Source organism: Streptomyces griseofuscus (assembly GCF_014673495.1).
Lineage (GTDB): Bacteria > Actinomycetota > Actinomycetes > Streptomycetales > Streptomycetaceae > Streptomyces > Streptomyces murinus.
This window is the reverse complement of the sequence record NZ_CP051006.1, coordinates 1216086-1239448: the sequence shown is the minus strand read 5'-3', so window position 1 is coordinate 1239448 and position 23363 is coordinate 1216086. Positions and strand designations below refer to the sequence as shown.

The following is a 23363-nucleotide window of genomic DNA, read 5'->3' as shown; positions in this document are numbered from 1 at the left end:
TCGGCCGGGCGAAAGGTCACATCCGCCACGGGAACCATCCTCGGCCGCCCAGCCGTTGACCCTGCTGAGAAGGGACGGCACGGCACGCGTTTCCCCACCCCTTGACCTGCCGATACGCTCGCCTCATGCCCGCACCGTCCCCGCAGCCCCCGCGACGCCATGTCCTCGTCCTGGGCGGCACCGCCGAGGCCCGCCGTCTCGCCGCCGCCCTGGCCGCGCACCCCGCCGGGATCCGGGTGACCACCTCCCTTGCCGGACGCACCGCCCGGCCGGAGGCGCCGGCTGGGGAGGTACGGATCGGGGGCTTCGGCGGAGCCGAGGGGCTTACGGAGTGGCTGCGGGCGCACCGGGTGGACGCGCTGGTCGACGCCACCCATCCGTTCGCCGAGTCGATCACCGCGAACGCGGCTCGCGCGACGGCGGGCACCGGGGTCCCGCTGGTCGTCCTGCGCCGCCCCGGCTGGCGGCCCGTCCCGGGCGACCGCTGGTACGACGTCCCGTCCCTGGCCGCGGCCGCCGAGGCGCTGCCCGGCCTGGGCGACCGGGTGTTCCTCACCACCGGGCGCCTCGGCCTGGCCGCCTTCGCCCATCTGACCGGCCGGCACTTCCTGGTGCGTTCGGTGGAACGCCCGGGCCCCCCGCTGCCCCCGCACACCGAAGTCCTCCTCGCGCGCGGCCCGTTCACCGTCGCCGACGAACGGGAACTGCTGCGGGCGCACCGCATCGAGGTCCTGGTCACCAAGGACAGCGGCGGCGAGGCCACGGCGGCGAAACTCACGGCCGCCAGGGAACTCGGCCTGCCGGTGGTGGTCGTACGCCGCCCGGCGCTACCGGAAGGGGTGACGGCCGTGCCCGATGCGGCGGCGGTGCTGCGCCGACTGGGCCTCGGCCCGGACGGAACCGACCAAGTCGAGTAGGCCGAGGAGCTGGCGAGGACCGCCTGAACCCGCCTACCGCTCCCCGGGGTTGCGCCGCAGCAGATACGTGTCCATGATCCACCCCTTGCGCTCCCGGGCCTGCGCCCGCACCCGCTCGATCTCGGGGCCCGCCTCGGCGAGCGGTCCGGAGACGAGGATCTCGTCCGGCGTGCCTATGTAGGCGCCCCAGTAGATGTCGATGTCCTCGTCCGCGTAGTGCCGGAAGGACTGGTGGGCGTCGAGCATCACCACCACGTCGTCCACCCCCTCCGGGAAGCCCTCGGCGAGCCGCCGCCCGGTGGTGATCTGCACGGGCCGGGCCACCCTGTTCAATCCGGTGCGATGACGGGCGACCAGCGCGGAGACGCTGCTGACACCGGGCACCACGTCGTACGCGAAGGAGACCGCACCCCGCGCCAGCACCTCGTCCAGGATCCCGATCGTGCTGTCGTACAGCGCGGGATCACCCCAGACCAGGAACGCGCCGGTCTCGTCGTCGCCCAACTCCTCGACGATCATCTGCTCATAAATACCGGCACGGGCGCTGCGCCAGTCCCCGACGGCCGGTGAGTACGCCGGCCCGCCCGCCTTGCGGTCCCGCTCCGGGTCCCGGGCCTCGACCACCCGGTACGACCCCTCGGGCAGATGCGCGCCCAATATGTCCAGGCGGAGCCGGGTGAGATCGCTCTTCTCCTCGCCCTTGTCGAGCAGGAAGAACACGTCCGTGCCGCGCAGCGCCCTTACCGCCTGGAGGGTCAGCTGCTCGGGGTCGCCCGCGCCGATACCGATGACATGAATCTCTCGCACGCCACCGAGTCTGCCGTACGCCACTGACAACGCGCCCACCGCCTCCGGACGGGCAGCTGCGGCCGCCCCCCACCCCGGCCTGTACCGCCGTCAGGTCCCCAACCTGGGCGCCTCCACCACGGCGTCCACGGGCTCGCCCCCCGCCGCCACCCTCCCGGCCAGCTCCCGCGCCCACCGGACCACCCCGGCGAGATCCACCCCGTACGGCCGGTCCTCGCCCCTGCCCCGCTCCCACTCCTCGACCGCGTCCGCGCCGCGCCGCAGCAGCCGGGCGCCGCCGACCGCGTTGCCCCGGGCCGCGTGGGTGAGCCCCACCGCCAGCTGGGCCAGCCCCCGCCACAGGGCGCGCTCGTCCTCGGGCCCCGACTTCCAGGCGTCCTCGAACACCTCGTGCGCATGGAACGGCCGGCCCGCGTCGAGCAGCGCCTGCGCCTCGGCCACCGTCTCGCGCGGCGCCCGCACCACCCCCTCCGGCTGCCGCGGCACCCCCTGCGCGCCGTACGGCAACGGCCGCCCGAGCCCGTCCCGCGGCCGCGCACTGCGGGCCCGCCCCGCCGCGTCCCGATCCCGCCGCTCGTCGTCACCCGAATTCGTCATACCGCCGATTCTCCTCCCGCCCCACCCCGAGCCCCTTTCTGCGCACCCCCGTACGTGCGGTAAAGTTCTCTTCGCGCGATCACGCGGTTCACCGCGAGTCAGCGCATCGGGACGTGGCGCAGCTTGGTAGCGCACTTGACTGGGGGTCAAGGGGTCGCAGGTTCAAATCCTGTCGTCCCGACTCGAAAGAGTCGCAGATCAAGGGCGGTTTCGGAGAAATCCGGGACCGCCCTTCGATCGTTTCTGGGGGCCGGGTGGGGCCGTTGTTCCCCGCCGGAAAATCGGGAGGCGTGCGGGAACGCCCTTGGTGGGGTGCCGACATGTTCCTGTGCACCGGCCAGAGCTGGTTCATCAAGCCCCGCAGCGCCGCCTAGCGGCGGGCTGCGACCGGCATTCTGCTCCGACAGCTTCGCCGCACTCCGGTTTCCCGCCGGTGCGGTACTCAGCGCTGCCTGGCTCCGACAACTCATACCGCGGAGCACATCTCATGCATGACCAGAACCATCACGACCACGACACCCACGCGCACATCGGCGATCTGCGCGATCTCCACCCTGCGGCCGAGCCGGCCCTCACCGCAGCCCCCGTCGAGCTGACACGGTGGGTCACCTCGCACTCCGCCCGGCTGGCGGACCTGGGCCCCGGCGCGGATTCGGAGGGCCCGCTCCACGACTTGGAGCCGCTGCGTGACCTCGTCGGCGACGCTCGCGTGGTCGCCCTCGGTGAAAGCTCCCACCAGATCCGTGAGTTCGGCCTGATGCGCCGCCGTATCCTGCGTTTTCTGATCGAGCGGTTGGGCTTCACCGTCTACGCGATGGAGTACGGAGCCGCGGAGGGCCGTGCCGTGGACGCCTGGGTCCAGGGCGGGTCGGGGGACATCGACGACCTCCTGGCCCCGGCGAACGGCGGGGCGCAGGGCAACGGCGCCGATGGCGCGGGCGGGTCCGTCAAGGGGCTGGGGCAGCCCGCCGAATGCGGGGACACCTTGCGGTGGCTGCGCCGCCACAACTCCGGAGCCGCACAGCCGGTTCGCTTCGTCGGCTGCGACATCCCCACGGCGGGCGGCTCGCTCCGGCCCGTTCTGGAGCCGGTCGCCGCCTATCTGACCGCCGTGGACCCGGGTGCGCTGCCCTTCCTGAACACCGCGCTGGAGATCTCCGAGCCGCTCGCGGGCGGCACGGTCATGGTGCCGACCTACGCCAGGCTCGGTCTGGAACCGGCGGTGCAGGATCGCCTCACCGCCGCGCTCGCCCGGCTGCTCGGCCGCTTCACGGACCTGCGTGAGGTCTATACCGAGCGGGGCGGTGCCGAGGCGTACGCGACCGCTTTGTCGGACGTGCGCGCGGCGGTGACGACCGACCGGACGCAGCGTGCCATGGCCGAGGCGTTCGCGGGCACGCCCGACGGGCTGAACCTGTCGGCCCGGGAGCGCTACCTGGCCGACACCTTGCTGGAGCTCCTGGACCGGTCCCGGCCCGGCATCGCGTCGTGTTCGTCGCGCACCATGCCCACATCCAGCGCTCGGTCAACCAGATACAGGGCGCACTGGCCGGGACACCCATGGGCAATCTGCTCTCCTGGGCGCTCGGCAAGGACTACGTTCCCCTCGCGCTGACCGGAAACGGCGGCGAGACGGTGGAGAACCACTGCCGGACAGCGTCGAGGCCCTGTTCGCGGGCGTGTCCGGGCAACCGGCCCTGGTGGACACGCGGGCGCTGCGTGCGTACGCACGACGCCATGGTCTGCCCGAGCCGGTCCGCACCCGGGTGGACACCGCGTTCATCGAGGTGCCCGCCCTCGACGCGTTCGACGGAGTCATCTGCGTCCCGGACACCACCCTCAGCGCCGACCTACCGCGATAGGCGCCGGGCGCACCGAAAAACACGGATACGGAGGCGTATCCGGGCCGGGGGAGGTGGTGCTCAGCGCGCTGGGGTGGTGGCGCGCCGGGGACGAACGGGAGGCGGCGACCCGGTTCGTGCGGGCGCTGAAGGACGCGGATGCGCGACGAGGCGCACCGCGGCCTCTCGTTCGATCACCTGTGCAGCATCCCCTAGGGGCTCTGCGGCGGCGAGGGGTTATGCGTCAGCAACGTCCACGGCCGCGGCTCCGCCAACGCCAACCGGGGCTTCCGCGCGGCCCAGTGACGGACCGCGGTCGTCATCGCGTCGGCGGGGTCCCGGACGGGATACGTCGGGGTGAAAGGGGTGGCCATGCTGGTGTAGCTCTGGAACATGGCCAAGAGCTTGACCGCCTCGCTCTGGAAGGGGGAGAGACAGCGGTCGGCGAGGGGGAGGAAGAAGCGGGTCCAGGTGTCCGGGGGGACGATCGGGGGGCGGGCGATCGCTGGGGCGCCGTGCGCGGCGCGGAAGGTGTTCAGCGCCGTACAGGTCACCTCGATGAGCGTGGCGAGGCGCAGACTCGCGAGGCCGGCGGCCACGATCTCGGTGCGGGAGGCGCGCGGCGGAGCGCCGAGGGCCGCGTCCGCGATCGCGCGGGCGACCTCGTCCACCGGGCTGATCTCCGCGAAGCCGTCCGGGTCGCCGACGACGACCGCGGCGAGCCCGGACACCAGGGCGTGCAGCAGCGTGTACGGACCGGAGAAGCGGGCGATCCGGCCGTCGCGGCGCCTGCCGACGACCAGCGGGGGGCGGACGATCGTCAAAGGGCCGGGGTGCTCCTCGCGCACCACCTCCTCGCACACCGCCTTGGACCACTCGTAGCCGTTGCGGTAGCCGTCGAACTCCGTTGCGGCCGCGCCCCGTTCCCCGGCGACGTACGCCGTGGACACATGCACCAGGTGGGTGTCGCGGCCGGCGAGCGCGAGGACCGCGCGCAGCGGTGCCACATTGGCGGCGAGCGCCTCCGTGCGGGTCATCGTCCAGCGGGTGGAGGCCGCGGTGTGCACGATGACGTCCCAGTGGCCGCCGAGCCCCGCCGGCACCGGGCTCCCGCCGAGAGTCCAGGGCACGATTCCCGCGTCCGTCGCGCGGCGCGCCGTACGCACCAGGGCGTGCGGCGGCACGTGGGCCGCACGCAGGGTCTCGACGGTCTCGGTGCCGATCACACCGGTGGCACCGGTGACGAGGATGCGCATGATTCCGTCTCCGAGCGGGTGCGAGGGATCAGGGGGCGGGGGAGATGACGAGGCAGGCGTTCTGGCCGCCGAAACCGAAGGAGTTGGACAGCACGGGAGCCGAACGCACCGTCCGGGGCGCCCCGGTGACCAGGTCCACGAGATCGGCCTCGGGGCTGGTGCGGGTGTTGGCGATCGCCGGGACCAGGCCCGCCGAGGCGCAGCGCAGTGCCAGCGCCGCCTCCAACGCCCCGGAACCGCCGATGAGATGGCCGGTGACGCCCTTGAGCGCGGTGACCGGCGGTGACTGCCCGGCGAAGCAGCGGTCGATCGCGGCGGCCTCGGCACGGTCGTTGAGCAGCGTGGAGGTGCCATGCGCGTTGACATGGCCGACGTCCGCGGGCGACAGCTCCGCGTCGGCGAGCGCCGAGCGCATACAGGCCGCGGCGACGGAGCCGTCCTTGCGCGGGGCCACGATGTGGAAGGCGTCGCAGTTGTCCGCGTAGCCCGTGATCTCCCCCTGGATGCGGGCCCCGCGCGCCACCGCGAGATCCCAGCGCTCCAGCACCAGCAGCGCCGCGCCCTCGCCGACCACGAACCCGTCGCGGTCCGCGGCGAAGGGCCGACTGGCCAGCCAGGGCTCCTCGTTGCGCAGGGAGACGGCCCGCATCCGGGCGAAGCCGCTCATGATGACGGTCGTGACCGGAGCGTCGGCGCCGCCCGCGAGCGCCACGTCCAGCTCGCCGTGCCGGATCTTGCGGGCCGCCTCGCCGAGCGCGGTGGTGCCGCTGGCGCACGCGGTGGCGTACGTGGTGCACGAGCCGCGGAACCCGAACCGCATGGCGATCCGGCACGCCGGGGAGTTGGTCATGGTCCGGGGCACGGTGTGTACCGGCATGCCCATCGGGAAGCCGCCGTGGTCGAGCGCGGTCGCCTCCATGCTGGGCAGTCCGCCGATGCCGGTGCCGAGTTGCACCCCCGTGCGGTCCGGGGGCAGATCGCCGGGCAGCCGGGCGTCGGTCACCGCGTCGGCCGCCGCGCACAGCGCCAGCAGGGTCACCCGGTCGATCTGCCGGGCCTCGCGGCGGGTCAGATACGCCTCGGGCTCGAACGGCGGCACCAGACAGGCGAAGCGCACGGGCACCGCCTCGGCCGCCAGCCGATCGACCGTCGCCGCCGTGGACTTGGCCGCGAGGAACGTCTGGAACGCCTCCTCGGGTGTGTTGCCCGCGGGCGACTTCACCCCGACACCGGTCACGGCCACCCGGAACCGGCCGTGCGCGTCCCGGGCGTTCACCGCGGTTCCGCCAGCCGGGTCTCCAGCAGGTCCACGGCCTCGCCCAGAGTCTCGGCCGCCGTCAAGTCGCCCACCTGGATGCGCAGTCCGAGCGCCGACTCCAACCGGGAGCCGATCTCCATGAGTTCGAGACTGTCGGTCCCGAAATCCTCCACCAGGCTGGTGCCGCCGTGGAGTTCCTCCGGCTCGGTGCCGATCACATCGGAGACGACGGTACGCAGCAGGAGGTCGAGCTGTTCGCGGGTCCGGGTGGGCATGGGGGGTTCCGTTCTCCTTGAGCGGTGGCGCGGCACGGACAGGCTTCGGGGTCATCTCTCGGCGCACCGGGCCTCGGCCTCGGCCGTGGCGTGGTCCAGGGCGGCCAGTGCCTCCGCCACCTCCGGCAGGCCGCAGGCGAGCGAGGGCAGCAGACGCACGGTGGTGGGGCGGCTCAGACAGGGGGAGACCAGCAGTCCGGCGTCGGCCAGGCCGAGGACGACATCGCCGGCCAGATGCGGGGAGGAGTAGTCGACCCCCCACAGCAGCCCACGGCCGCGCACCTCGCGCACCGCACCGGCACGACGACTGCCGAGCCGGCCCAGCCCCTCGGCCATCGCCTGCGCCAACTCGACTCCATGTGAAGCCAGTTGCTCGATGGCCGCGAGGGCCGGTGGCAGCGCGGCACACGCCAACGGGTGCCCGCCGAAGGTCGCCGAGTGCAGGAACGGGTCCGCCTCCAGCGGCGCGTACAACTCCTCGGAACACACCACCGCCGACAGCGGTACGACACCTCCGCCCAGCGGTTTGCCCACCAGCACCGCGTCCACGGGCAGCCCCTGCGCGAGCGCGACGGACCGCTCGCCGCAGCGCCGCAGCCCGCACTGGATCTCGTCGGCGATGACGAACGCGCCATGCCGCCGGGCGTCCGCGCACCAGCGCCGCAGCACGGCCGGGGGCAGCGGTACGACGCCGTTCTCGCCCTGCACCGGTTCGAAGACCACGGCCGCCAAATCACCCGGGGCGGCGGCCCGTTCGACCGCCTCGACGTCCTCCGGGTCGGCGTGCACCACGTCGACCACGCTGCCGCGCAGCCCGGTGCGGAAGAGCGGGCTGTGGGTGAGGGCCAGCGCGCCGGTGGACTTGCCGTGGAACCCGCCGCGCACCGCGAGGACGCGGCCGCGCCCCGACGCCAGCCGGGCCAGCTTGACCGCCACCTCCACCGCGTCGGCGCCGTTCAGCCCGAAGTACACCTTCGGCAGGGCGCCTTCGAAGTACCGCACCAGGGTGGCGGCCGCCCGCGCCGTCACCGGGTTGGCGAGGCTGCGGGTCGCGGTGGGCAGGGTCTCCAGCGCCCGCCGCACGCCCGCCACGACCCCCGGATGCCGGTGCCCGAGCAGCGGTACGGCGTAGGAGCCGAAGTCGAGCACGCTCCGGCCGTCGGAGAGGGTCACCCGGCATCCCTCGGCGCCCACTTCCACCGCGCCCCGCCCCGCGAAGCTCCCGGTCAGCGCGAGCCGGGGCGAGAAGTGCCGCCGGACCAGCTCGAACGTGCCCTGGGCATTCGGGAGTTCCTGGTCCTGGTCGAGCCCCGCGGCCGGGCTCCCGGTCACCGCCGTACCCCCGCGTCCGTGTCCGCGGCCACCAGCCGCCGCTCCAGTGCCCGCAGCATCTGCGCGGCGTTCTCCCGCAGCGCGTCGGAGGCGACCGGGTTGAGCATCTCGGCCAGCAGCGGGATGCCGATGTCGAAGTCGACGTGCAGGGACACCGTGCTGTGCGCGGCGCCGTTCGGGGTCACGGCCCAGTGGCCCGAGAAGTCCCCCAGGTCACCGGTGACTTGACGGAAGTCGAAGCGCCGCGCTTCGGGATCGAGCACCTCCGCCTCGGTCCAGCGCAGGACCGATCCCTTGAGCCGGACCGACCACGCCGTCGTACGGCGCCGGCCGTCGCCCCGTTCGATCACCGTCACCGATTCCACGTTGTCCATGCAGCCCGGATAGGACTCGACGTCGGCCACGGCGGCCCAGGCCTGATCGGGCGAGGCGGCGATGCGCAGTTCCACGTCAACTCGGGGCATGCGAAGTCCTCTTCTCGGGCGCGGACGGCGGAGCGGCGGCGGACGCGGGAAGCAGATCGGCGTGCGCGCCGAGTGCCTCGGCCAGGGCCGCGTCCAGGGCGCGCGGCAGCAGGGCGCGCAACAGGGCGCGGGGGAGCGGGCGTCGGTGGGTGAGGGCGTAGGACTGCGGGACCAGGCCGCAGCCCAGCTCCACCTTCGGTGTGTACGCGGTCTGCGCGAACCGGATATGGGTGCAGCCCGACTCGATGGCCAGCCGGATCGCCGCGTAGTGCACGGCGTGGTAGAGCCGTGCCTCGTGGGCGATGCGGTAGTCGAGGCCGATCCGCGCGCCGGTCGCGCCGGTGCCCCGGAACAGGCACAGCAGGAACGCCACCAGCCGGTCGTCCTCGAACACGGCGACCAGCGCCCGCCGGGGCTCGGCGGAGTCCGCCAGGGCGGTGAGGAAGGACGCGTCCAGGCGGTCCAGTGTCTGGTCCGCGCGCTCCATCACCTGTTCGTACAGGGCGAGTACGTCGGGCAGCAGGGGTGCGAAGTCCTCGACGATCTCGACACGGGCACCCGGCCAGTCCGCGAACTTGCGCAGCTTGCTCCGGGCGTTGCGCCGCGGCTTGGCGGGCAGCGCACGGACGTACTCCTCGAACGAGTCGTAGCCGAGCCGCAGTTCGGTGTCCGGCAGGCTGCGGGTGACGAAGTACCCGGCGCGCTCCAACTCCTGTCGCAGGAGCGCGAGTTCCGCGTCGCCGAAGTCCTTGAACACCACGGTCCCGAGCCCGGACCAGTCGGCCACGTCCCCGGCCGCCGACACGAGCAGTCGTACGGCCTCCGGTGGCAGCGGCCGCGCCGCCGCGACATGGCCCTGGCCCAGCAGATGGCCGCAGAACAGCATGGGCACGCGCAGCAGCCCGGGACACACGGCGCGCAGCGGGCGCAGCAGCCGGCGTTCACGCGGACCCACCACGTCGTCCAGGCGCAGCCCGGGAAAGAGGCACAGCGGCAGCACGGCCACCGTCTCGTCGCCCTGGCGCAGCAGCAGATAGCGGTAGCCCTCGGGGCCGAGGCGGCCGCGTTCCATCGCCGCGAACACCCCCTGGGACCACAGCGGGTCGTCCGCCGGGGCCAGCTCCCGCCAGACCTCCGACGGCACGGCGTCGACGGTGTCCGCGATCTCGACCCGGTAGCGCTGCCGCGCGGGCGGCGGTTCGCCGGGCCGCGGTGCCGCGCCGCGCTCTCGCCTCATGGGTGCCTCCTCGGCGGGTGGGATCGACGGCCGGAACCGGTGCGCACCGCGCCGTTCAGCCGATGCGCAGCCGGGCGCCGCCGAGATGCTCCCGCAGCGGCTCGGCCATGCGGGGGCGCGAGGGCGGATGGAAGGTGAGCCCGGACGCGGCCGAGGCCAGATAGGTGCCGTCGGGCGAGCCGATGAACGCCATCCCGCCGAGCGCGGACAGACAGCGGGGTGCGGTGCGGGCGATGGCGTCCTGCGCCGCGTACCGGGCGTGCAGCGCCCGCACCAGCAGCGTGTCGTCCCATGCCTCGCTCTCCATGGCCATGGCCACGGCCTCCACGGCGAGCATCGCGGCCTCGACATCGACCAGGAGCGGTGTCAGATCGCCGCTGAAGCCCCCCGGTTTGGTCAGCACCCGTTCGACCAGGCCGCTGATCACCCCCAAGTAGCCTGCGGTCAGCAGGAGTTCGAACCAGAGGAAGCCCGCGACATTCAGTGAGTCGGGCACCGCGTCGGCCGTGACCTCGGTGCTGACGACCATCTGCGGGTCGAGCTCCACCTCGGTGAGCAGCACCTCGTCGCTCTCGGCCCCGGCCAGCACCGGGCTGTTCCAGAACGGCCGCACGGTGAGCCCCGGGGTCTTCGCCGGTACGACCGCCACCGCGAGGCGTGCCACCCCGTCCGCGCCGGTGAGCGTGACGGAGGCGGTGAGCAGGTCCATCGAACGGGACAGGCTGCACGGCTTCTTGCTGCCGTTCAACACCACCCGTCCGTCCCGGAGTTCGGCCCGGATGCCGGGGCGCAGGATGTTCTGTCCGGTGTTGCCCTCGGCGAACCCGGAGGCCAGCAGCAGCCGTTCACCGGCGACCGCGCTCAGCAGCAGGCCCTCCATGCCAGTGCCACCCCTGGCGGTCTCCACCAGTCCCGCGACCGAGAAGTGGTGCATGGTGGTGGCGACCGCGAGGGACGGGCAGCGGGCGCCGACGGCCCGCTGTGCCCGGACCGCCTGGAGCACGGTGGCCCCGGCGCCGGAGTGCTCGGCGGGCACCAGCAGCCCCGGGCCGCCCGCCGCGCGGAACGCCTCGATCGCGGGGCTCGGCGCGCGCTCCAGATCGGCCAGCGGATGCGCGGCGAGCGCGCTGTCCAGGCCCGGGAGCAGCCGGTCGAGCACGGCGCGTTCGGTGTGCAGGAAGTTCACGGACGTCCCTTCTGTGGGCCGGGTTCCGAGCGGGGGCCGCTCAGCCCGAGGTGACAAGGGGCAGCCGGGTGAAGGCGCGCAGGCTGATGCTGTCCCGGCGCACCGGGCGGCGGGCGTGGGCCAGTCCGGGGAAGCGCGCCAGCAACTGCCGTACCACGGCGGCGCCTTCGAGGCGGGCCAGGGCGGCGCCCAGGCAGTAGTGGGCACCCGCGCTGAAGCTGAGCACCCGGATGTCGGGCCGCAGCACATCGAAGGCGTCGGGGTCCGGATGCCGGGCGGGGTCGCGGCCCGCGGCGGCGAGCACGGTGGTGATGTTGCCGCCCTGGGGGATCGCGACGCCGCCCACGGTCAGCGGACGGGTGGCGATCCGCTCCGTCATCCGCACCGGGGTGTCCCAACGCAGGGACTCCTCCACGCCGTTGGGCACCAGGGCGGGGTCCTCGCGCAGCAGCGCCAGCTGGTCGGGATGACTGAGCAGGGCGTGTACGGTCAGGCCGAGCAGGCTGGTGGTCGTCTCGAAGCCGGCCACGAACACCAGCAGCAGCATGTCCAGGAGCTCGCTCTCGGCGAGCCTGCCGTCGTCGGCCTCGCGCACCGCGAGCAGCGCGGAGACCAGGTCGTCGGCGGGCCTGCGTCGGCGCAGGGCGACCAGTTGGGCGAAGTACCCGCGCAGGGTGGTCACGGCCTCGTCGGCGCGCTTCCAGTCCTCGTCCGTGCGCACCGGCTCAAGCAGCCGGCTGGCGTCCTGCCCGTAGTGGTGGAAGCGGTCCTGGTCCGTGTGCGGGACCCCGATCAGATCGCCCACGACGGCCACCGGCAGCGGGTAGCCGACCAGTTCCTGGAAGTCGGCGGCGCCGCCGTCACGGGTGGCGTCGGCGAAGCGGTCGAGGAGGGCCGTGGTGGTGGTCTCGATGCGTTCCGTGAGGACGGCGATCCGGCGGGCGCTGAACCGGTCGGCCACCAGCCGTCGCAGCCGTACATGGTCGGTGCCGTTGGCGCGCAGCAGCGAGGAATAGAAGAACACGGCGGCCGGATGTTCCCGCCAGTCGGGCAACTCCGTTTCGCACCAGGTGAGATCGGGAGTGAGGCAGGACGGGTCGCTCAGCACCTGCTGGCAGTCGGCGAACCGGGTCAGGAAGTACGTGTCGAGCTTCTCGTGGTAATAGACGGGGGCGATACGGCGCAGTTCGGCCAGGGCCGGATAGGGGTCTTCCTTCCCCTCGGCCGTGAACATCGACGAAAGCAGCGTTTCCGAATCCACCGTTGTGGCCTTTCCGGCCATCCGGTCCGGGAGCGGAGTGGCACGTCGCCAGTATGTCCCTCAGCTGGTCCGACTGCCATGTCGATGAATTCTCCGGCCAATTATGATCCACCTCTGGCCGGATCTCATGAGGGATAGGAAATATGCGCCCCCTTCACCACCCCGGGGTGCAACCGGGTAGTGAAGAGAGTGAATTTATAAGTCATATAAGCGGGCTTTGAGGTCGGATAATTCGGAGGTGGCGTACACGTAAAGCCCGGACCTGACAGCCTGGAGCCATGTCTGGACAAAGTATTGACAGTGGCTCCGGCGGGGACTTGTATCGCGTCCCGACGCAACAGCGCCCTTCCCGTCGCACGCACAGTGAGGTGCAAGAACGATGGATCGCTCTTCTCGCTCGGGCTCGCGCACGTCGGTACCGCTGGTGGCCATGGCCGCCGCCGCGGCGCTCGCCCTCACGGGCTGCTCCAGCGGCCATGGCGGCAAGAAGGCCGAACAGGCCGAGGCGAACGCCGCCGCGGGCAAGGCGGACACCCCCCGGATGACGGTCGCCCTGGTCACGCACCAGGCGCCCGGCGACACCTTCTGGGACACCGTCCGCAAGGGCGCGGAGGCGGCCGCGGCCAAGGACAACATCAAACTCGTCTACTCCGCCGACCCGAACGCGGGAAACCAGGCGAACCTGGTGCAGAACGCGGTCGACCAGAAGGTCGACGGCATCGCGGTCACCCTGGCCAAGCCGGACGCCCTCAAGAGCGTGCTCGGCAAGGCGGAGCGGGCGGACATCCCGGTGGTGGGCCTGAACTCCGGGCTGGCCGACTGGAAGCGGCTCGGTCTGCTGGAGTTCTTCGGACAGGACGAGAGCGTGGCGGGCGAGGCATTCGGCGACAAGCTGAACACGACCGGCGCCAAAAAGGTCGTCTGTGTCGTCCACGAGCAGGGAAACATCGGCCTCACCCAGCGCTGCGACGGACTGAAAAAGACCTTCAAGGGAACCACCGAGACGCTGTACGTCAACGGCACCGACATGCCCTCCGTACGGGCGACCGTCACGGCCAAGCTCAAGCAGGACACCTCGATCGACACCGTCGTCACCCTCGGCGCTCCGTTCGCCGCCACCGCGGTGCAGTCGGTGGGCGATGCGGGTAGCAAGGCCAAGGTGGCCACCTTCGACCTCAACAAGGACCTCGTGAAGGCCGTGCGCGACGGCAGCATCGAGTTCGCCGTGGACCAGCAGCCCTACCTCCAGGGCTATCTGGCGGTCGACGCGCTCTGGCTCTACAAGTACAACGGGAACTACAGCGGCGGCGGGGTCGCGCCGGTACTCACCGGGCCGGCCTTCGTCGACAGGCCGAACGTCGGCAAGGTGGCCGGGTTCGCCGCGAAGGGGACCCGCTGATGAGCGGCGGCGGCCAGGCCCTCGGCACCCCGCCGGCGCCCGGACCCGGCACCGGCACCGGCGAGCGGGACGGCCGTACGACCCGGCGCCCGCCCGCGCTGCGGCTGCTGGCCCGCCCCGAGGTGGGCGTCTTCCTCGGCGCCCTCGCCGTCCTGGTCTTCTTCCTGATCGCCGCGCCCTCGGTCCGCCAGGGCGGCTCGATGGCCACCGTCCTCTACCAGTCCTCCACCATCGGCATCATGGCGCTGCCCGTGGCCCTGCTGATGATCGGCGGCGAGTTCGACCTGTCCTCCGGCGTCGCCGTCATCACCTCGGCCCTCACCGCGAGCATGCTCAGCTACCAGCTGACCCTGAACGTGTGGACCGGTGTGATCGCCGCCCTGGTCGTCTCGCTCGCCGTCGGCGCCTTCAACGGCTGGATGGTGGTGCGGACCGGACTGCCCAGCTTCCTGGTCACCCTCGGCACCTTTCTCATCCTCCAGGGCGTCAACCTCGCCGTCACCAAACTGGTCACCGGCAATGTCGCCACCGACGACGTCAGCGACATGGACGGCTTCGGCCAGGCGAAGAAGATCTTCGCGTCCTCCTTCGACGTCGGCGGCGTCCAGGTGAAGATCACCGTGGTGTGGTGGCTGGTCTTCGCCGCCCTCGCCACCTGGGTGCTGCTGCGCACCAAGTACGGCAACTGGGTCTTCGCCGTCGGCGGCGACCAGGACAGCGCCCGCGCGGTCGGCGTCCCGGTACGGTTCACCAAGATCACCCTGTTCATGCTGGTCGGCCTCGGCGCCTGGTTCGTCGGCATGCACAACCTGTTCTCCTTCAACACCGTGCAGTCCGGCGAGGGCGTCGGCAATGAGCTGATCTACATCGCCGCGGCCGTCATCGGCGGCTGTCTGCTCACCGGCGGCTACGGCAGCGCGATCGGTCCCCTGTTCGGCGCCTTCATGTTCGGCATGGTCAACCAGGGCATCGTGTACGCGGGTTGGAACCCCGACTGGTTCAAGGCGTTCCTCGGCGTGATGCTGCTCGGCGCCGTCCTGATCAATCTGTGGGTACAGCGCACGGCGACCCGGAGGTAACCCATGAACGACAACGGAACGGGCACCCACGGCGCCGTCCTCCCCGACACCCCCGCCCCGCGGGACACCCCCCTGGTCGAACTGCGCCGGGTGGGCAAGTCGTACGGCAATGTCCGCGCCCTGCACGGCGTCGACCTCGCGGTCCGGGCCGGCCGGGTGACCTGCGTGCTCGGTGACAACGGCGCGGGCAAGTCCACCCTCATCAAAATCATCTCCGGGCTGCACCGGCACACCGAAGGCGACTTCCTGGTCGACGGCCGCCCGGTGCGCTTCGGCACCCCGCGCGACGCCCTGGACCAGGGCATCGCCGCCGTCTACCAGGACCTCGCGACCGTCCCGCTGATGCCGGTGTGGCGCAACTTCTTCCTCGGCTCCGAGCTGACCCGGGGCCCCTGGCCGCTGCGCCGTCTGGACATCGCCCGCATGAAGGAGACCGCCGACCGGGAACTGCGCCGCATGGGCATCGCCTTGGACGACCTGGAACAGCCCGTCGGCACCCTCTCCGGCGGCCAGCGCCAGTGCGTGGCCATCGCCCGCGCCGTCCACTTCGGCGCTCGCGTCCTCATCCTGGACGAACCCACCGCCGCGCTCGGCGTGAAACAGTCCGGCGTGGTGCTCAAGTACATAGCCGCAGCCCGCGAACGCGGCCTCGGCGTCGTGTTCATCACCCACAACCCGCACCACGCCTACATGGTCGGCGATCACTTCAGCGTGCTGCGCCTCGGCACCCTGGAACTGTCCGCCGCACGCGGCGACATCACCCTGGAGCAACTGACCGACCACATGGCCGGCGGTGCCGAACTCGCCACACTCAAACACGAGTTGTCCCAGGTACGCGGCGTGGAACTCGACGCGTTGCCCGAGGACCTGGACGACACCTTCCCCGAAGGGACCATCTGATCATGCCGCACGACCTCGACCGCATCCGGGTCGGCTCCGCCCCCGACTCCTGGGGTGTCTGGTTCCCCGACGACCCTCGGCAGGTGCCCTGGGAACGCTTCCTGGACGAGGTCGCCGAAGCCGGCTACGCCTGGATCGAACTCGGCCCCTACGGCTACCTCCCCACCGACCCCGCGCGGCTCACCGAGGAGGTGGCCCGCCGCGGGCTCGAGGTCTCCGCGGGCACGGTCTTCACCGGGCTGCACCGGGGCCCCGCCGTCTGGGACGACACCTGGGCCCATGTCTCCCAGGTCGCCGCGCTCACCCAGGCGGTGGGCGCCCGGCACCTCGTGGTGATCCCGTCCTTCTGGCGCGACGACAGGACCGCCGAGATCCTGGAGCCGCCCGAGCTGACCGCCGAGCAGTGGGGCCACCTCGCCCGGGGCATGGAGCGGCTGGGCCGCCGGGTGAAGGAGACGTACGGCCTCGACATCGTCGTCCACCCGCACGCCGACACCCATATCGACACCGAGGCCCATGTCGCACGCTTCCTGGACGCGACCGACTCCGGCTCGGTCGGCCTCTGCCTGGACACCGGTCACTACGCCTACTGCGGCGGCGACAGCGTCAGGCTGATCGAGACGTACGGCGAACGCATCGGCTATCTGCACCTCAAGCAGGTCGACCCCGCGGTCCTCGCCGAGGTCGTCGCGCGGGGGCTGCCGTTCGGGCCCGCCGTGGCGCACGGCGTCTTCCAGGAACCACCGGACGGCGTACCGGAGTTGGGTCCGGTTCTGGCGGCGGCGCAGAAACTGGGGGTGGATCTCTTCGCCATCGTGGAGCAGGACATGTATCCGTGCGAGCCGGACAAGCCGCTGCCGATCGCGGAGCGGACACGAAGGTTCCTGCGGTCCTGCGGGGCATGAGGGATGAGGCGTACGGGCGCGGCGGGGCCGCGCGTCCGGACTCCGATGTGGACGTCGTCCTGCTGGCGGCCGATCCCGCGCCGTACCTCACCGGCACCGCTGGGTCCGGGACCGATGAGTCCGGCACCGATGAGCCCGACGCCGCTGGATCCGGGGGCACTTGGACCGGCTGGGCCGGTGAACTCGGCCTGGGCCGACTGGTCCGCACCCGTGCCTGGGACCCATCACCGAGCGGCGATACACCCTGGTCCCGGGCCCGGAGGCCGAGTTCGGCATCGGCGGTCCGGGGTGGGGCACCTCGCGGACCGATCCCGTCGACCCCGGCACCCGTCGCGTCGTCGCCGAGGGCGCGTGCACGCTGTACGACCCGAAGCGTGTTCTCGCCGAGTTGGTCCGGCATTGTCGGCCCTGACGCCACCGGGGGCGTCGTTCCTCCATAACCCTGACGGATTCGCGCCAGGCACGGCCGGGAACCAACCGGGGGCACGTGGGCGTTGTTGAGGTGAACGGGGGCGCCCGCGCAGACGGGAGGACGAGGATGACACACCGTACGGAACCCCGGAAGACGGCACAGGACACCGCCGAGGCAGCGGCCCAGCGCCGGGAACGCTTCGGCACCCTGCCCGAGCGGATCCGTCCCGAGGACACGGTCGAGACCAGCCCGGCGACGCTGCCGGACCCGGCCCGCGACCGGTATCACGCGGACGAGTGGCTGGTGCGGTACTGCGGCTGACCAAGGCCCCCGGTACCGCGCCCGTCAGGCCTGCCGCACCTGAGCGAGCGACACCGGACGGTGTTCGGCGCGGGAGAGCGTGCAGGCCTCCGCGATCCAGCCCGCCTCCAGGGCGTCCTCGATGGTGCACGGGGACGGCCTGGTGCCGGCCACCACCTCGGTGAAGGCGGTGAGTTCGGCGCGGTAGGCGGCCGCGAACCGGTCCATGAAGAAGCCGTGCGGGGTGGCGGACGGGAAGCCGGTCCCGGGCTCGACCGAGCGCAGCGGCAGCCGGTCGTCCAGGCCCACGGCGATGGCGTCGGCGAAGCCGTGCAGCTCCATGCGCACGTCGTAACCCCGGCCGTTGTGGCGGGAGTTGGAGACCATGGCGATCGTGCCGTCGTCCAGGGTCAGGACCGCGCCCGTGGTGTCGGCGTCACCGGCCCGCGCGATGTGGTCGGCGCCCCGGTTGCCGCCGACCGCGTACACCTCGGCGACCTCGCGCCCCGTCACCCACCGGATGATGTCGAAGTCGTGCACCGAGCAGTCCCGGAAGATGCCACCGGATGCGGCGACGTACGCGGCCGGCGGCGGCGCCGGATCCAGCGTCGTACAGCGCACGGTGTGCAGCGCCCCCAACTCGCCCGAGCGTACGGCGGCGCGCGCGGCGGCGAAGCCCGCGTCGAAGCGGCGGTTGTAGCCGATCTGGATCGGCACCCCGCTGTCGCGCACGCTGTCGCGCACCGCCACGCCCTCCGCCATCGTGCGGGCCACCGGCTTCTCGCAGAAGACCGGTACACCCGCCGCCACCCCGGCCCGGATCAGCGCGGGATGGGCGTCCGTGGCCGCCGCCACGACCAGGGCGTCCACCCCCGTGGCCAACAGCGCCCCCGGCGAATCCGCGACCTGTGCCCCGAACCGCTCGGCGGCGGCCTTCGCGGCGTCCGCGAACGGATCGGCGAACACGAGCGATTCGACGGCGTCGAGCCCGAAGAGGGTCTCGGCGTGGAAGGCACCGATGCGGCCGAGGCCGAGGATTCCGATACGCATGGGTGTTGCCGCTCCTCAGGAGTTCGAACGAAAGGGGCGAGACGCCAAGGGCGTTGGTCAACCCGCCTACAAATCAATCCACTTGCCGCTGACGGCGGACTCGGCCATCGCGTCCAGGACGACCGCGCCGCGCGCCGCGTCCGCGAGGGTCGCGCCGTACGGTGTGCCCTCGGCGATGGAGCGCAGGAACCGGTGGGCCTCGATCACCTTCAGATCGTCGTAGCCCATCGCGTTGCCCGCACCCGGCTGGAACGCGGCGAACTCACCGTCGCCCGGGCCGACATAGACGGTGCTCACCGGCTGGTCCTGGAAGGATGTGCCCCGGCTGACCGCGAGTTCGTTCATCCGCCGGAAGTCCCAGAACACCGCGCCGCTCGTGCCGTGCACCTCGAAGCCGTAGGAGTTCTGCTCGCCGACCGAGACCCGGCAGGCCTCCAGGACACCCCGGGCACCGGAGGCGAAGCGCAGCAGGCAGCTGACGTAGTCCTCGTTCTCCACGGGGCCGCGCTCACCGCCGCCGGTGCGGGTGTGACCGGCGGTGGCACCGGTCGGGCGGGCGCGCTCGGGGACGAAGACCGCGGTGTCGGCGGTGAGCGCGGTGATGTCACCGAGCAGGAAACGGGCCAGGTCGGCGCCGTGCGAGGCCAGATCGCCGAGCACCCCGCTGCCGCCGCGCTCCCGTTCGTAGCGCCAGGTCAGGGCGGAGTCGGGGTGGGCGGCGTAGTCGCTGAACAGCCGGATGCGCACATGGGTGACGGTGCCGATCCCGCCCGCCGCGATCAGCTCGCGGGCCTTCTCCACGGCGGGCGCGTTGCGGTAGTTGAAGCCGACCGTGCCCTGCACCCCGGCCCGTGCGACGGCGTCCGCGACCGCACGGGCGTCCCCGGCGGACAGGCCCACCGGCTTCTCGATCCACAGATGCTTGCCCGCCTCGGCCATCGCCACCCCGATCCGGCGGTGCAGGAAGTTCGGCGCGGTGACGCTGACCGCCCGCACCTGGGGATCGGCGGCCACCTCCCGCCAGTCGCGGGTCGCGGTGGCGAAACCGAACTGCCCGGCGGCCTCCTCGGCCCGGCCCGGCACCTCGTCGGCGACCGCGATCAGCCGTGGCCGCAGCGGGAGCCGGGGGTAGTGGTGGGGGAGACGGGCGTACGCCCGGGTGTGCACCCGGCCCATCCAGCCGAACCCGACGACGGCGACACCCAGATCCTCCACCCTGCCCGCCTCTCCGCGTCAGCACCGCGGGACCGGTCCACCTTCCCGCCCGGCCACCTTTGTCCTGACATGGTGGCGCTGTCAACGCCCCGAACGGGGCGGGGCGTCGAAATCGCCGGTCCCGGGGGTGCCACCTGCAGCGGTGTCAGGGGTGCCCCTACAGGTTGATGGCGTACGCCTTGCGGAGCGTCTCGTGCACGGTCCACGTCGTACGGTCGCCCGCGCGCAGCACCGCCATGTCACCCGGTCCGACCCGCAGTGTCGGACCGTCCTCGACGTCGATCGTGGCGGAGCCGCTGATCACCACGAACAGCTCGTCGGCCTCGGTGTCGGTGACCACACCGGGGGTGATCTGCCAGATTCCGCGGATCTGCCGGCCGTCCGCCGACTCCCAGACCACCTTTCCGGTGACCTCGGGGTTCCCGGAGACGATCTGTCCGGGATCGAGGGGGTCGGGTTCGAGATCGGCGTCGGGGATGTGGAGCGCGAAGCTGTGCGTCATGGGCCCGACCCTAACGGGGCCCGTACCCCGGCCGCCGTCGACAGAGTGTGCGGCATCGGGCCTGGTCGGAGGACACTTCGTCGGGCCGCGCGGGCTGGGGGCGCGCGGGTCACGCGGGCTGGTCAGGACGCGGGCCGGGCGGACTGGCGGGTGCCCGGGCCGAGGGTGATCGTGGAAGACATGGCCGACTCGACCGCGGCGGACGCCCACGGGCATGTGGAGGACGGGCCGCGCCCCGGCGGGCACAGCACCCGCGAGGCGCTCCTCTTCGGCGGGGTCTACGGCTCCGTCCTCGCCAGCTCGATGGTCGCCGCCCTCACCCGCTACGGCGCCAGCACGCCCGCGACCCGCCGCTACGACGCCCTCTGGCTGCTGGTGACCGCCCTCGCCTCCGCCCTGGCCCACGGCTACGCCCACTACATCGCCGAGCGCACCCCGCACCGCCGCTGGGACGGCCTGCGCGCCCTGCGCAACGAGTGGCCGCTGGTCGCGGCCGTGGTGCCGACGGTCTTTCTGCTGGCGGGCGCGGGCTGGGGGTGGTGGCCGGCCAAGGGCGTCGAATACCCCGCCTTCACCCTGAACATCGTGATCCTCTTCACCCTCGGCCTGACCACCGCCCGCCAGGCCGCCCGCCCCTGGCCCGCCGCCGTCCTGATGGGCCTCGGCGACGCCCTCCTCGGCCTGATCGTCGTCGTCGCCAACGCCCTCATCAAGTGACCCCACCCTCGATGTCAGCGGGCACCCGCGCGCATACGGTAGTGTTGACCTGCGTGATCACGCGAAACACCGCGTGAGGTCGCAACGGGACGTGGCGCAGCTTGGTAGCGCACTTGACTGGGGGTCAAGGGGTCGCAGGTTCAAATCCTGTCGTCCCGACTCAAGAGAGTCGCAGATCAGGGGCGGTTTCGGAGAAATCCGGGACCGCCCCTGATCGTTTTTGGGGACCAGGTGAGCATGCTGAGGCGCGCCCGGTATTCCGACGGAGGTATCCGAGACCGGCCCCCGAGCATGTGCCGGGACCTGCGCCGGCGCGAGGTCTACCGGCCGTGTCGCTCCAAGTGGATGGACGTGAACACGGCGACCTTGGCGCGCAGGGCCCAGGGGTCGAAGGGCTTGCTGATGTAGTCGACGGCGCCGGCCGCGTAGCCGCGTGCGGAGTGTTCGGAGCCGAGGCCCATCGCGGTCAGGAAGATGATGGGGATGTCCCGGGTTCTCGAGCGGCGCTTGATGTGGGCGCAGGTCTCGTAGCCGTCCATCTCCGGCATCTGGACGTCCATGATGATGACGGCGAAGTCGTCGTGGTCGAGGAGGGCCTTGAGGGCTTCCCGGCCTGAGGAGACGGTGACGAGTTCCTGTTCGAGCGTCGCCAGCACCGCGGTCATCGCCAGCAGGTTGTCCGGCTGATCGTCGACGACGAGGATCTTGGGCATGTTCTGACGCCCCGCGGGCAGCGGGGCAGGGGCGGACTGTTCGACCGCCTCCAGCTGGCGTTCGAGCAGCTCGCAGCGGCCTTCCGCCGCCGCGCGCTGGGCCTGCGCCTCCTGGAGGGCCGCTCCTAGCCGTTCGACCTCCAGCTGGAGCTCGTCGCGTTCCTGGATGAGGCCGTACACATCCGGATGCGCCTCCGCGAGCTCGTCCGCCCGTTTCCGCTCCGCGATGCGGTCGGCCTCCAGCTGATTGAGCCGTGTCTCCAGGTCGGCGATGCGCTGGGTCCGGTCCAGCAGCGCGTCGCCGAGGACGTCGCCGCGGACGCTGGAGCGCCGGGAGACATGGTCGGCGTCGGCCAGTTGCTGCTCCAGGATCTCCACCGCGTGCTTGGGCGAGGAGGCGGCGTCCACGGCCGATCCGTACAGGCCCCGTACCAGCTCGATGGCCTCGGTGGTGACGGCGGTGCCACGATGCTCGGCGACATCGGTGAAGAGATCGTTGATCACCCCCCAGGGGGGCAGCCGGGTGCCGTTCAGGTAGCGGGAGACCGTGCCGGGGTCGAGTCCGCGCCGGGCCGCGTACCGGCGGACGGACACGTGAAGGCTCTCGAACAGCTCGCGCAGCGCCTCGGCCAGCGCCCGGGAAGCCGCGTTGAGGTCGTCTCCCAGAGGCCGTAACTCACCCATGGCGCGCCCCCGTGGCCGTCATCCCGCTTCTCGCCGCACCGGCGGGCAGAAGCGTCGCGGTCGGTCTCGGCGGTAGCAGGGGGTCCGGATCCATCAAGTCCTCCATTCGTCCGAACCAGGATGGAGGAAGCCGGAGGCGTTGCGGCCCGCGATTCAGCGGCGGGCTCCAACGGGAGCCTGTTGCGCGGGCGTTGTCGCCGGTCGCTGTGAAGTTCACGGCAGGTCAGGGGCATTGGCATGTCGACCGTTGTCGCAGTGTTGCTCCGCAACGCTCTCGAAGGTCGACAACACCGGCAACGCCCGCAACAGCCGCAAGGTCCGAGACGTCGTCAACAGGAGGCGGTCCGGGTGTCGTCGCATCCCGCGCCCGCGACCGTTCACGCGGCCGTCGTGGGGGTCGAGCGGCGGTCCAGGGCCGCCTCGACGATCCGCATGAGCCGTTCGCCCGCGTGCTCGACGCTTCCGTTCTGGGCGCTCACCTGGGCCCCTTCGAGGATGAACGTGATCTCCGCCGCCGCCTCGTCCGGATCGGGCAGCCCGGCCCGGGCGCACAGGTCGGTGAGCCGGTGCAGCTGGCCGGCCTTGTGGCTCTCGATCAGCCGGCGTGCCGGGTGGGCGCGGTCCGGCAGTTCCGCGATGGAGTTGATGAACGGGCATCCCCGGTGGGAGATCTCGGGGAGTCCGTCGGCGATGAACCGGGCGATCCCCAGGATCTGCTCCCGTGGCTCGTCGGGGTGCGTGTCCGCCAGCCGGTCGAACACGGCGGTGTAGTCGGCCGCGACGATGCGAAGCCACTCCTCGACCAGCGCGTCCTTGGTCGCGAAGTGCCGGTACAGCGCCATCTTGGTGGTCTCGGCGCGGTCGGCGATCGCCTGGACGCCCACCGCCTTGATCCCCTCGCGGGAGAAGAGCTCCTCCGCCGCGTCGAGGATCCGCTCCCGCGGGGGCAGCTTGGCCACCCTGCTCTGCCTGCCGGCTCTGTCCATGTCCGTCGTACGGCCCCTCGTCGGTTCCGGTGGAGCGTTGCGCCGCTCCGGCCCAATGCTACGGTACCGA

At 72.0% G+C, this 23363-nt stretch carries 24 protein-coding genes and 2 tRNA genes; 11 read left to right on the top strand and 15 right to left on the bottom strand.

Annotated features, from left to right (window positions below; translation table 11 throughout):
• Nucleotides 1-125 precede the first annotated feature (125 nt).
• Nucleotides 126-917: a cobalt-precorrin-6A reductase gene (locus HEP81_RS05445; protein ID WP_037657349.1), complete on the top strand. Its 792-nt coding sequence runs from the start codon at nt 126-128 to the stop codon at nt 915-917.
• Nucleotides 918-950: 33 nt separating this feature from the next.
• On the opposite strand, the gene cobF is transcribed toward HEP81_RS05445, so the two are convergent.
• Nucleotides 951-1724, bottom strand: a complete 774-nt coding sequence (gene cobF, locus HEP81_RS05440) for a precorrin-6A synthase (deacetylating) (protein ID WP_037657491.1) — start codon at nt 1722-1724, stop codon at nt 951-953.
• A gap of 90 nt (nt 1725-1814) precedes the next feature.
• Nucleotides 1815-2321 carry a DUF309 domain-containing protein gene (locus HEP81_RS05435; RefSeq protein WP_037657347.1) on the bottom strand — a complete coding sequence of 169 codons (507 nt, stop codon included), beginning with the start codon at nt 2319-2321 and terminating at the stop codon, nt 1815-1817.
• A gap of 107 nt (nt 2322-2428) precedes the next feature.
• Here HEP81_RS05435 and HEP81_RS05430 point away from each other — a divergent pair.
• The 3 genes from HEP81_RS05430 (at nt 2429) to HEP81_RS05420 (ending at nt 4183) form a co-directional block, all read left to right on the top strand.
• Nucleotides 2429-2502 (top strand) — tRNA-Pro (locus tag HEP81_RS05430).
• Nucleotides 2503-2808: 306 nt separating this feature from the next.
• Nucleotides 2809-3936: an erythromycin esterase family protein gene (locus HEP81_RS05425; RefSeq protein WP_051850259.1), complete on the top strand. Its 1128-nt coding sequence runs from the start codon at nt 2809-2811 to the stop codon at nt 3934-3936.
• 64 nt (nt 3937-4000) lie between these two features.
• Nucleotides 4001-4183: a hypothetical protein gene (locus tag HEP81_RS05420; protein WP_051850258.1), complete on the top strand. Its 183-nt coding sequence runs from the start codon at nt 4001-4003 to the stop codon at nt 4181-4183.
• A 191-nt stretch (nt 4184-4374) separates the two neighbouring features.
• On the opposite strand, the gene HEP81_RS05415 is transcribed toward HEP81_RS05420, so the two are convergent.
• The 8 genes from HEP81_RS05415 to HEP81_RS05385 are packed head-to-tail and all read right to left on the bottom strand — an operon-like array spanning nt 4375 to nt 12404.
• The gene (locus HEP81_RS05415) at nt 4375-5418 is read right to left on the bottom strand and encodes an SDR family oxidoreductase (RefSeq protein ID WP_037657345.1); all 1044 of its coding nucleotides are present in this window, start codon (nt 5416-5418) and stop codon (nt 4375-4377) included.
• A gap of 28 nt (nt 5419-5446) precedes the next feature.
• Nucleotides 5447-6694, bottom strand: coding sequence for a beta-ketoacyl-[acyl-carrier-protein] synthase family protein (locus HEP81_RS05410; RefSeq protein ID WP_037657344.1), 1248 nt, complete (start codon nt 6692-6694; stop codon nt 5447-5449).
• Nucleotides 6691-6951, bottom strand: a complete 261-nt coding sequence (locus HEP81_RS41320) for an acyl carrier protein (RefSeq protein WP_063755244.1) — start codon at nt 6949-6951, stop codon at nt 6691-6693. The genes HEP81_RS05410 and HEP81_RS41320 overlap by 4 nt, the downstream gene beginning before the upstream one ends.
• A 51-nt stretch (nt 6952-7002) precedes the next feature.
• A complete protein-coding gene (locus HEP81_RS05405) occupies nt 7003-8283 on the bottom strand; it encodes an aspartate aminotransferase family protein (protein WP_078967439.1) in 1281 nt (426 codons plus the stop codon).
• Complete coding sequence (locus HEP81_RS05400; protein WP_037657342.1) at nt 8280-8747, bottom strand: type II toxin-antitoxin system RatA family toxin; 468 nt, start codon at nt 8745-8747, stop codon at nt 8280-8282. The genes HEP81_RS05405 and HEP81_RS05400 overlap by 4 nt, the downstream gene beginning before the upstream one ends.
• Nucleotides 8734-9984: a GNAT family N-acetyltransferase gene (locus HEP81_RS05395; protein ID WP_078967438.1), complete on the bottom strand. Its 1251-nt coding sequence runs from the start codon at nt 9982-9984 to the stop codon at nt 8734-8736. Before HEP81_RS05395 ends, HEP81_RS05400 begins: the two co-directional genes overlap by 14 nt.
• A gap of 55 nt (nt 9985-10039) precedes the next feature.
• Complete coding sequence (locus tag HEP81_RS05390) at nt 10040-11170, bottom strand: acyl-CoA dehydrogenase family protein (RefSeq protein WP_037657341.1); 1131 nt, start codon at nt 11168-11170, stop codon at nt 10040-10042.
• Between the two features lie 40 nt (nt 11171-11210).
• The gene (locus tag HEP81_RS05385) at nt 11211-12404 is read right to left on the bottom strand and encodes a cytochrome P450 (protein WP_037657340.1); all 1194 of its coding nucleotides are present in this window, start codon (nt 12402-12404) and stop codon (nt 11211-11213) included.
• A 406-nt stretch (nt 12405-12810) separates the two neighbouring features.
• Here HEP81_RS05385 and HEP81_RS05380 point away from each other — a divergent pair, with 406 nt between their 5' ends.
• From HEP81_RS05380 to HEP81_RS05360, 5 genes are all read left to right on the top strand, one after another.
• The gene (locus HEP81_RS05380; protein WP_037657339.1) at nt 12811-13830 is read left to right on the top strand and encodes a substrate-binding domain-containing protein; all 1020 of its coding nucleotides are present in this window, start codon (nt 12811-12813) and stop codon (nt 13828-13830) included.
• On the top strand, nt 13830-14909 hold the full coding sequence (locus HEP81_RS05375) for an ABC transporter permease (protein WP_037657337.1): 1080 nt from the start codon (nt 13830-13832) through the stop codon (nt 14907-14909). Before HEP81_RS05380 ends, HEP81_RS05375 begins: the two co-directional genes overlap by 1 nt.
• Before the next feature lie 3 nt (nt 14910-14912).
• Nucleotides 14913-15809, top strand: a complete 897-nt coding sequence (locus HEP81_RS05370; RefSeq protein WP_037657335.1) for an ATP-binding cassette domain-containing protein — start codon at nt 14913-14915, stop codon at nt 15807-15809.
• Nucleotides 15810-15811: 2 nt separating this feature from the next.
• Nucleotides 15812-16714: a sugar phosphate isomerase/epimerase family protein gene (locus HEP81_RS05365; protein ID WP_037657333.1), complete on the top strand. Its 903-nt coding sequence runs from the start codon at nt 15812-15814 to the stop codon at nt 16712-16714.
• Nucleotides 16715-17252: 538 nt separating this feature from the next.
• A complete protein-coding gene (locus HEP81_RS05360) occupies nt 17253-17447 on the top strand; it encodes a hypothetical protein (protein ID WP_037657331.1) in 195 nt (64 codons plus the stop codon).
• A 24-nt stretch (nt 17448-17471) separates the two neighbouring features.
• Here the strand turns inward: HEP81_RS05360 and HEP81_RS05355 are convergent, their stop codons facing one another.
• From HEP81_RS05355 to HEP81_RS05345, 3 genes are all read right to left on the bottom strand, one after another.
• Complete coding sequence (locus HEP81_RS05355) at nt 17472-18476, bottom strand: Gfo/Idh/MocA family protein (RefSeq protein WP_037657329.1); 1005 nt, start codon at nt 18474-18476, stop codon at nt 17472-17474.
• Between the two features lie 66 nt (nt 18477-18542).
• Nucleotides 18543-19691: a Gfo/Idh/MocA family protein gene (locus HEP81_RS05350; RefSeq protein WP_037657328.1), complete on the bottom strand. Its 1149-nt coding sequence runs from the start codon at nt 19689-19691 to the stop codon at nt 18543-18545.
• Nucleotides 19692-19848: 157 nt separating this feature from the next.
• Nucleotides 19849-20193 carry a cupin domain-containing protein gene (locus HEP81_RS05345; protein ID WP_037657327.1) on the bottom strand — a complete coding sequence of 115 codons (345 nt, stop codon included), beginning with the start codon at nt 20191-20193 and terminating at the stop codon, nt 19849-19851.
• A gap of 180 nt (nt 20194-20373) precedes the next feature.
• Here HEP81_RS05345 and HEP81_RS05340 point away from each other — a divergent pair, with 180 nt between their 5' ends.
• Both HEP81_RS05340 and HEP81_RS05335 read left to right on the top strand, forming a co-directional pair.
• Entirely contained in the window at nt 20374-20910 is a 537-nt protein-coding gene (locus HEP81_RS05340; RefSeq protein WP_037657326.1) for a hypothetical protein, read from the top strand.
• 85 nt (nt 20911-20995) lie between these two features.
• Nucleotides 20996-21069 (top strand) — tRNA-Pro (locus tag HEP81_RS05335).
• Nucleotides 21070-21230: 161 nt separating this feature from the next.
• On the opposite strand, the gene HEP81_RS05330 is transcribed toward HEP81_RS05335, so the two are convergent.
• Complete coding sequence (locus HEP81_RS05330; protein ID WP_172636802.1) at nt 21231-22307, bottom strand: response regulator; 1077 nt, start codon at nt 22305-22307, stop codon at nt 21231-21233.
• Nucleotides 22308-22684: 377 nt separating this feature from the next.
• The gene (locus HEP81_RS05325) at nt 22685-23293 is read right to left on the bottom strand and encodes a TetR/AcrR family transcriptional regulator (protein WP_037657324.1); all 609 of its coding nucleotides are present in this window, start codon (nt 23291-23293) and stop codon (nt 22685-22687) included.
• Nucleotides 23294-23363 lie beyond the last annotated feature (70 nt).

Bases quoted from the DNA above. Each gene is read 5' to 3' on its own strand.
- HEP81_RS05445 (WP_037657349.1), top strand. From the start codon at position 126: ATGCCCGCACCGTCCCCGCAGCCCCCGCGACGCCATGTCCTCGTCCTG.
- HEP81_RS05435 (WP_037657347.1), bottom strand. From the start codon at position 2,321: ATGACGAATTCGGGTGACGACGAGCGGCGGGATCGGGACGCGGCGGGG.
- HEP81_RS05425 (WP_051850259.1), top strand. From the start codon at position 2,809: ATGCATGACCAGAACCATCACGACCACGACACCCACGCGCACATCGGC.
- HEP81_RS05415 (WP_037657345.1), bottom strand. From the start codon at position 5,418: ATGCGCATCCTCGTCACCGGTGCCACCGGTGTGATCGGCACCGAGACC.
- HEP81_RS41320 (WP_063755244.1), bottom strand. From the start codon at position 6,951: ATGCCCACCCGGACCCGCGAACAGCTCGACCTCCTGCTGCGTACCGTC.
- HEP81_RS05400 (WP_037657342.1), bottom strand. From the start codon at position 8,747: ATGCCCCGAGTTGACGTGGAACTGCGCATCGCCGCCTCGCCCGATCAG.
- HEP81_RS05395 (WP_078967438.1), bottom strand. From the start codon at position 9,984: ATGAGGCGAGAGCGCGGCGCGGCACCGCGGCCCGGCGAACCGCCGCCC.
- HEP81_RS05385 (WP_037657340.1), bottom strand. From the start codon at position 12,404: ATGTTCACGGCCGAGGGGAAGGAAGACCCCTATCCGGCCCTGGCCGAA.
- HEP81_RS05380 (WP_037657339.1), top strand. From the start codon at position 12,811: ATGGATCGCTCTTCTCGCTCGGGCTCGCGCACGTCGGTACCGCTGGTG.
- HEP81_RS05375 (WP_037657337.1), top strand. From the start codon at position 13,830: ATGAGCGGCGGCGGCCAGGCCCTCGGCACCCCGCCGGCGCCCGGACCC.
- HEP81_RS05370 (WP_037657335.1), top strand. From the start codon at position 14,913: ATGAACGACAACGGAACGGGCACCCACGGCGCCGTCCTCCCCGACACC.
- HEP81_RS05365 (WP_037657333.1), top strand. From the start codon at position 15,812: ATGCCGCACGACCTCGACCGCATCCGGGTCGGCTCCGCCCCCGACTCC.
- HEP81_RS05360 (WP_037657331.1), top strand. From the start codon at position 17,253: ATGACACACCGTACGGAACCCCGGAAGACGGCACAGGACACCGCCGAG.
- HEP81_RS05355 (WP_037657329.1), bottom strand. From the start codon at position 18,476: ATGCGTATCGGAATCCTCGGCCTCGGCCGCATCGGTGCCTTCCACGCC.
- HEP81_RS05345 (WP_037657327.1), bottom strand. From the start codon at position 20,193: ATGACGCACAGCTTCGCGCTCCACATCCCCGACGCCGATCTCGAACCC.
- HEP81_RS05340 (WP_037657326.1), top strand. From the start codon at position 20,374: ATGGCCGACTCGACCGCGGCGGACGCCCACGGGCATGTGGAGGACGGG.
- HEP81_RS05330 (WP_172636802.1), bottom strand. From the start codon at position 22,307: ATGGGTGAGTTACGGCCTCTGGGAGACGACCTCAACGCGGCTTCCCGG.
- HEP81_RS05325 (WP_037657324.1), bottom strand. From the start codon at position 23,293: ATGGACAGAGCCGGCAGGCAGAGCAGGGTGGCCAAGCTGCCCCCGCGG.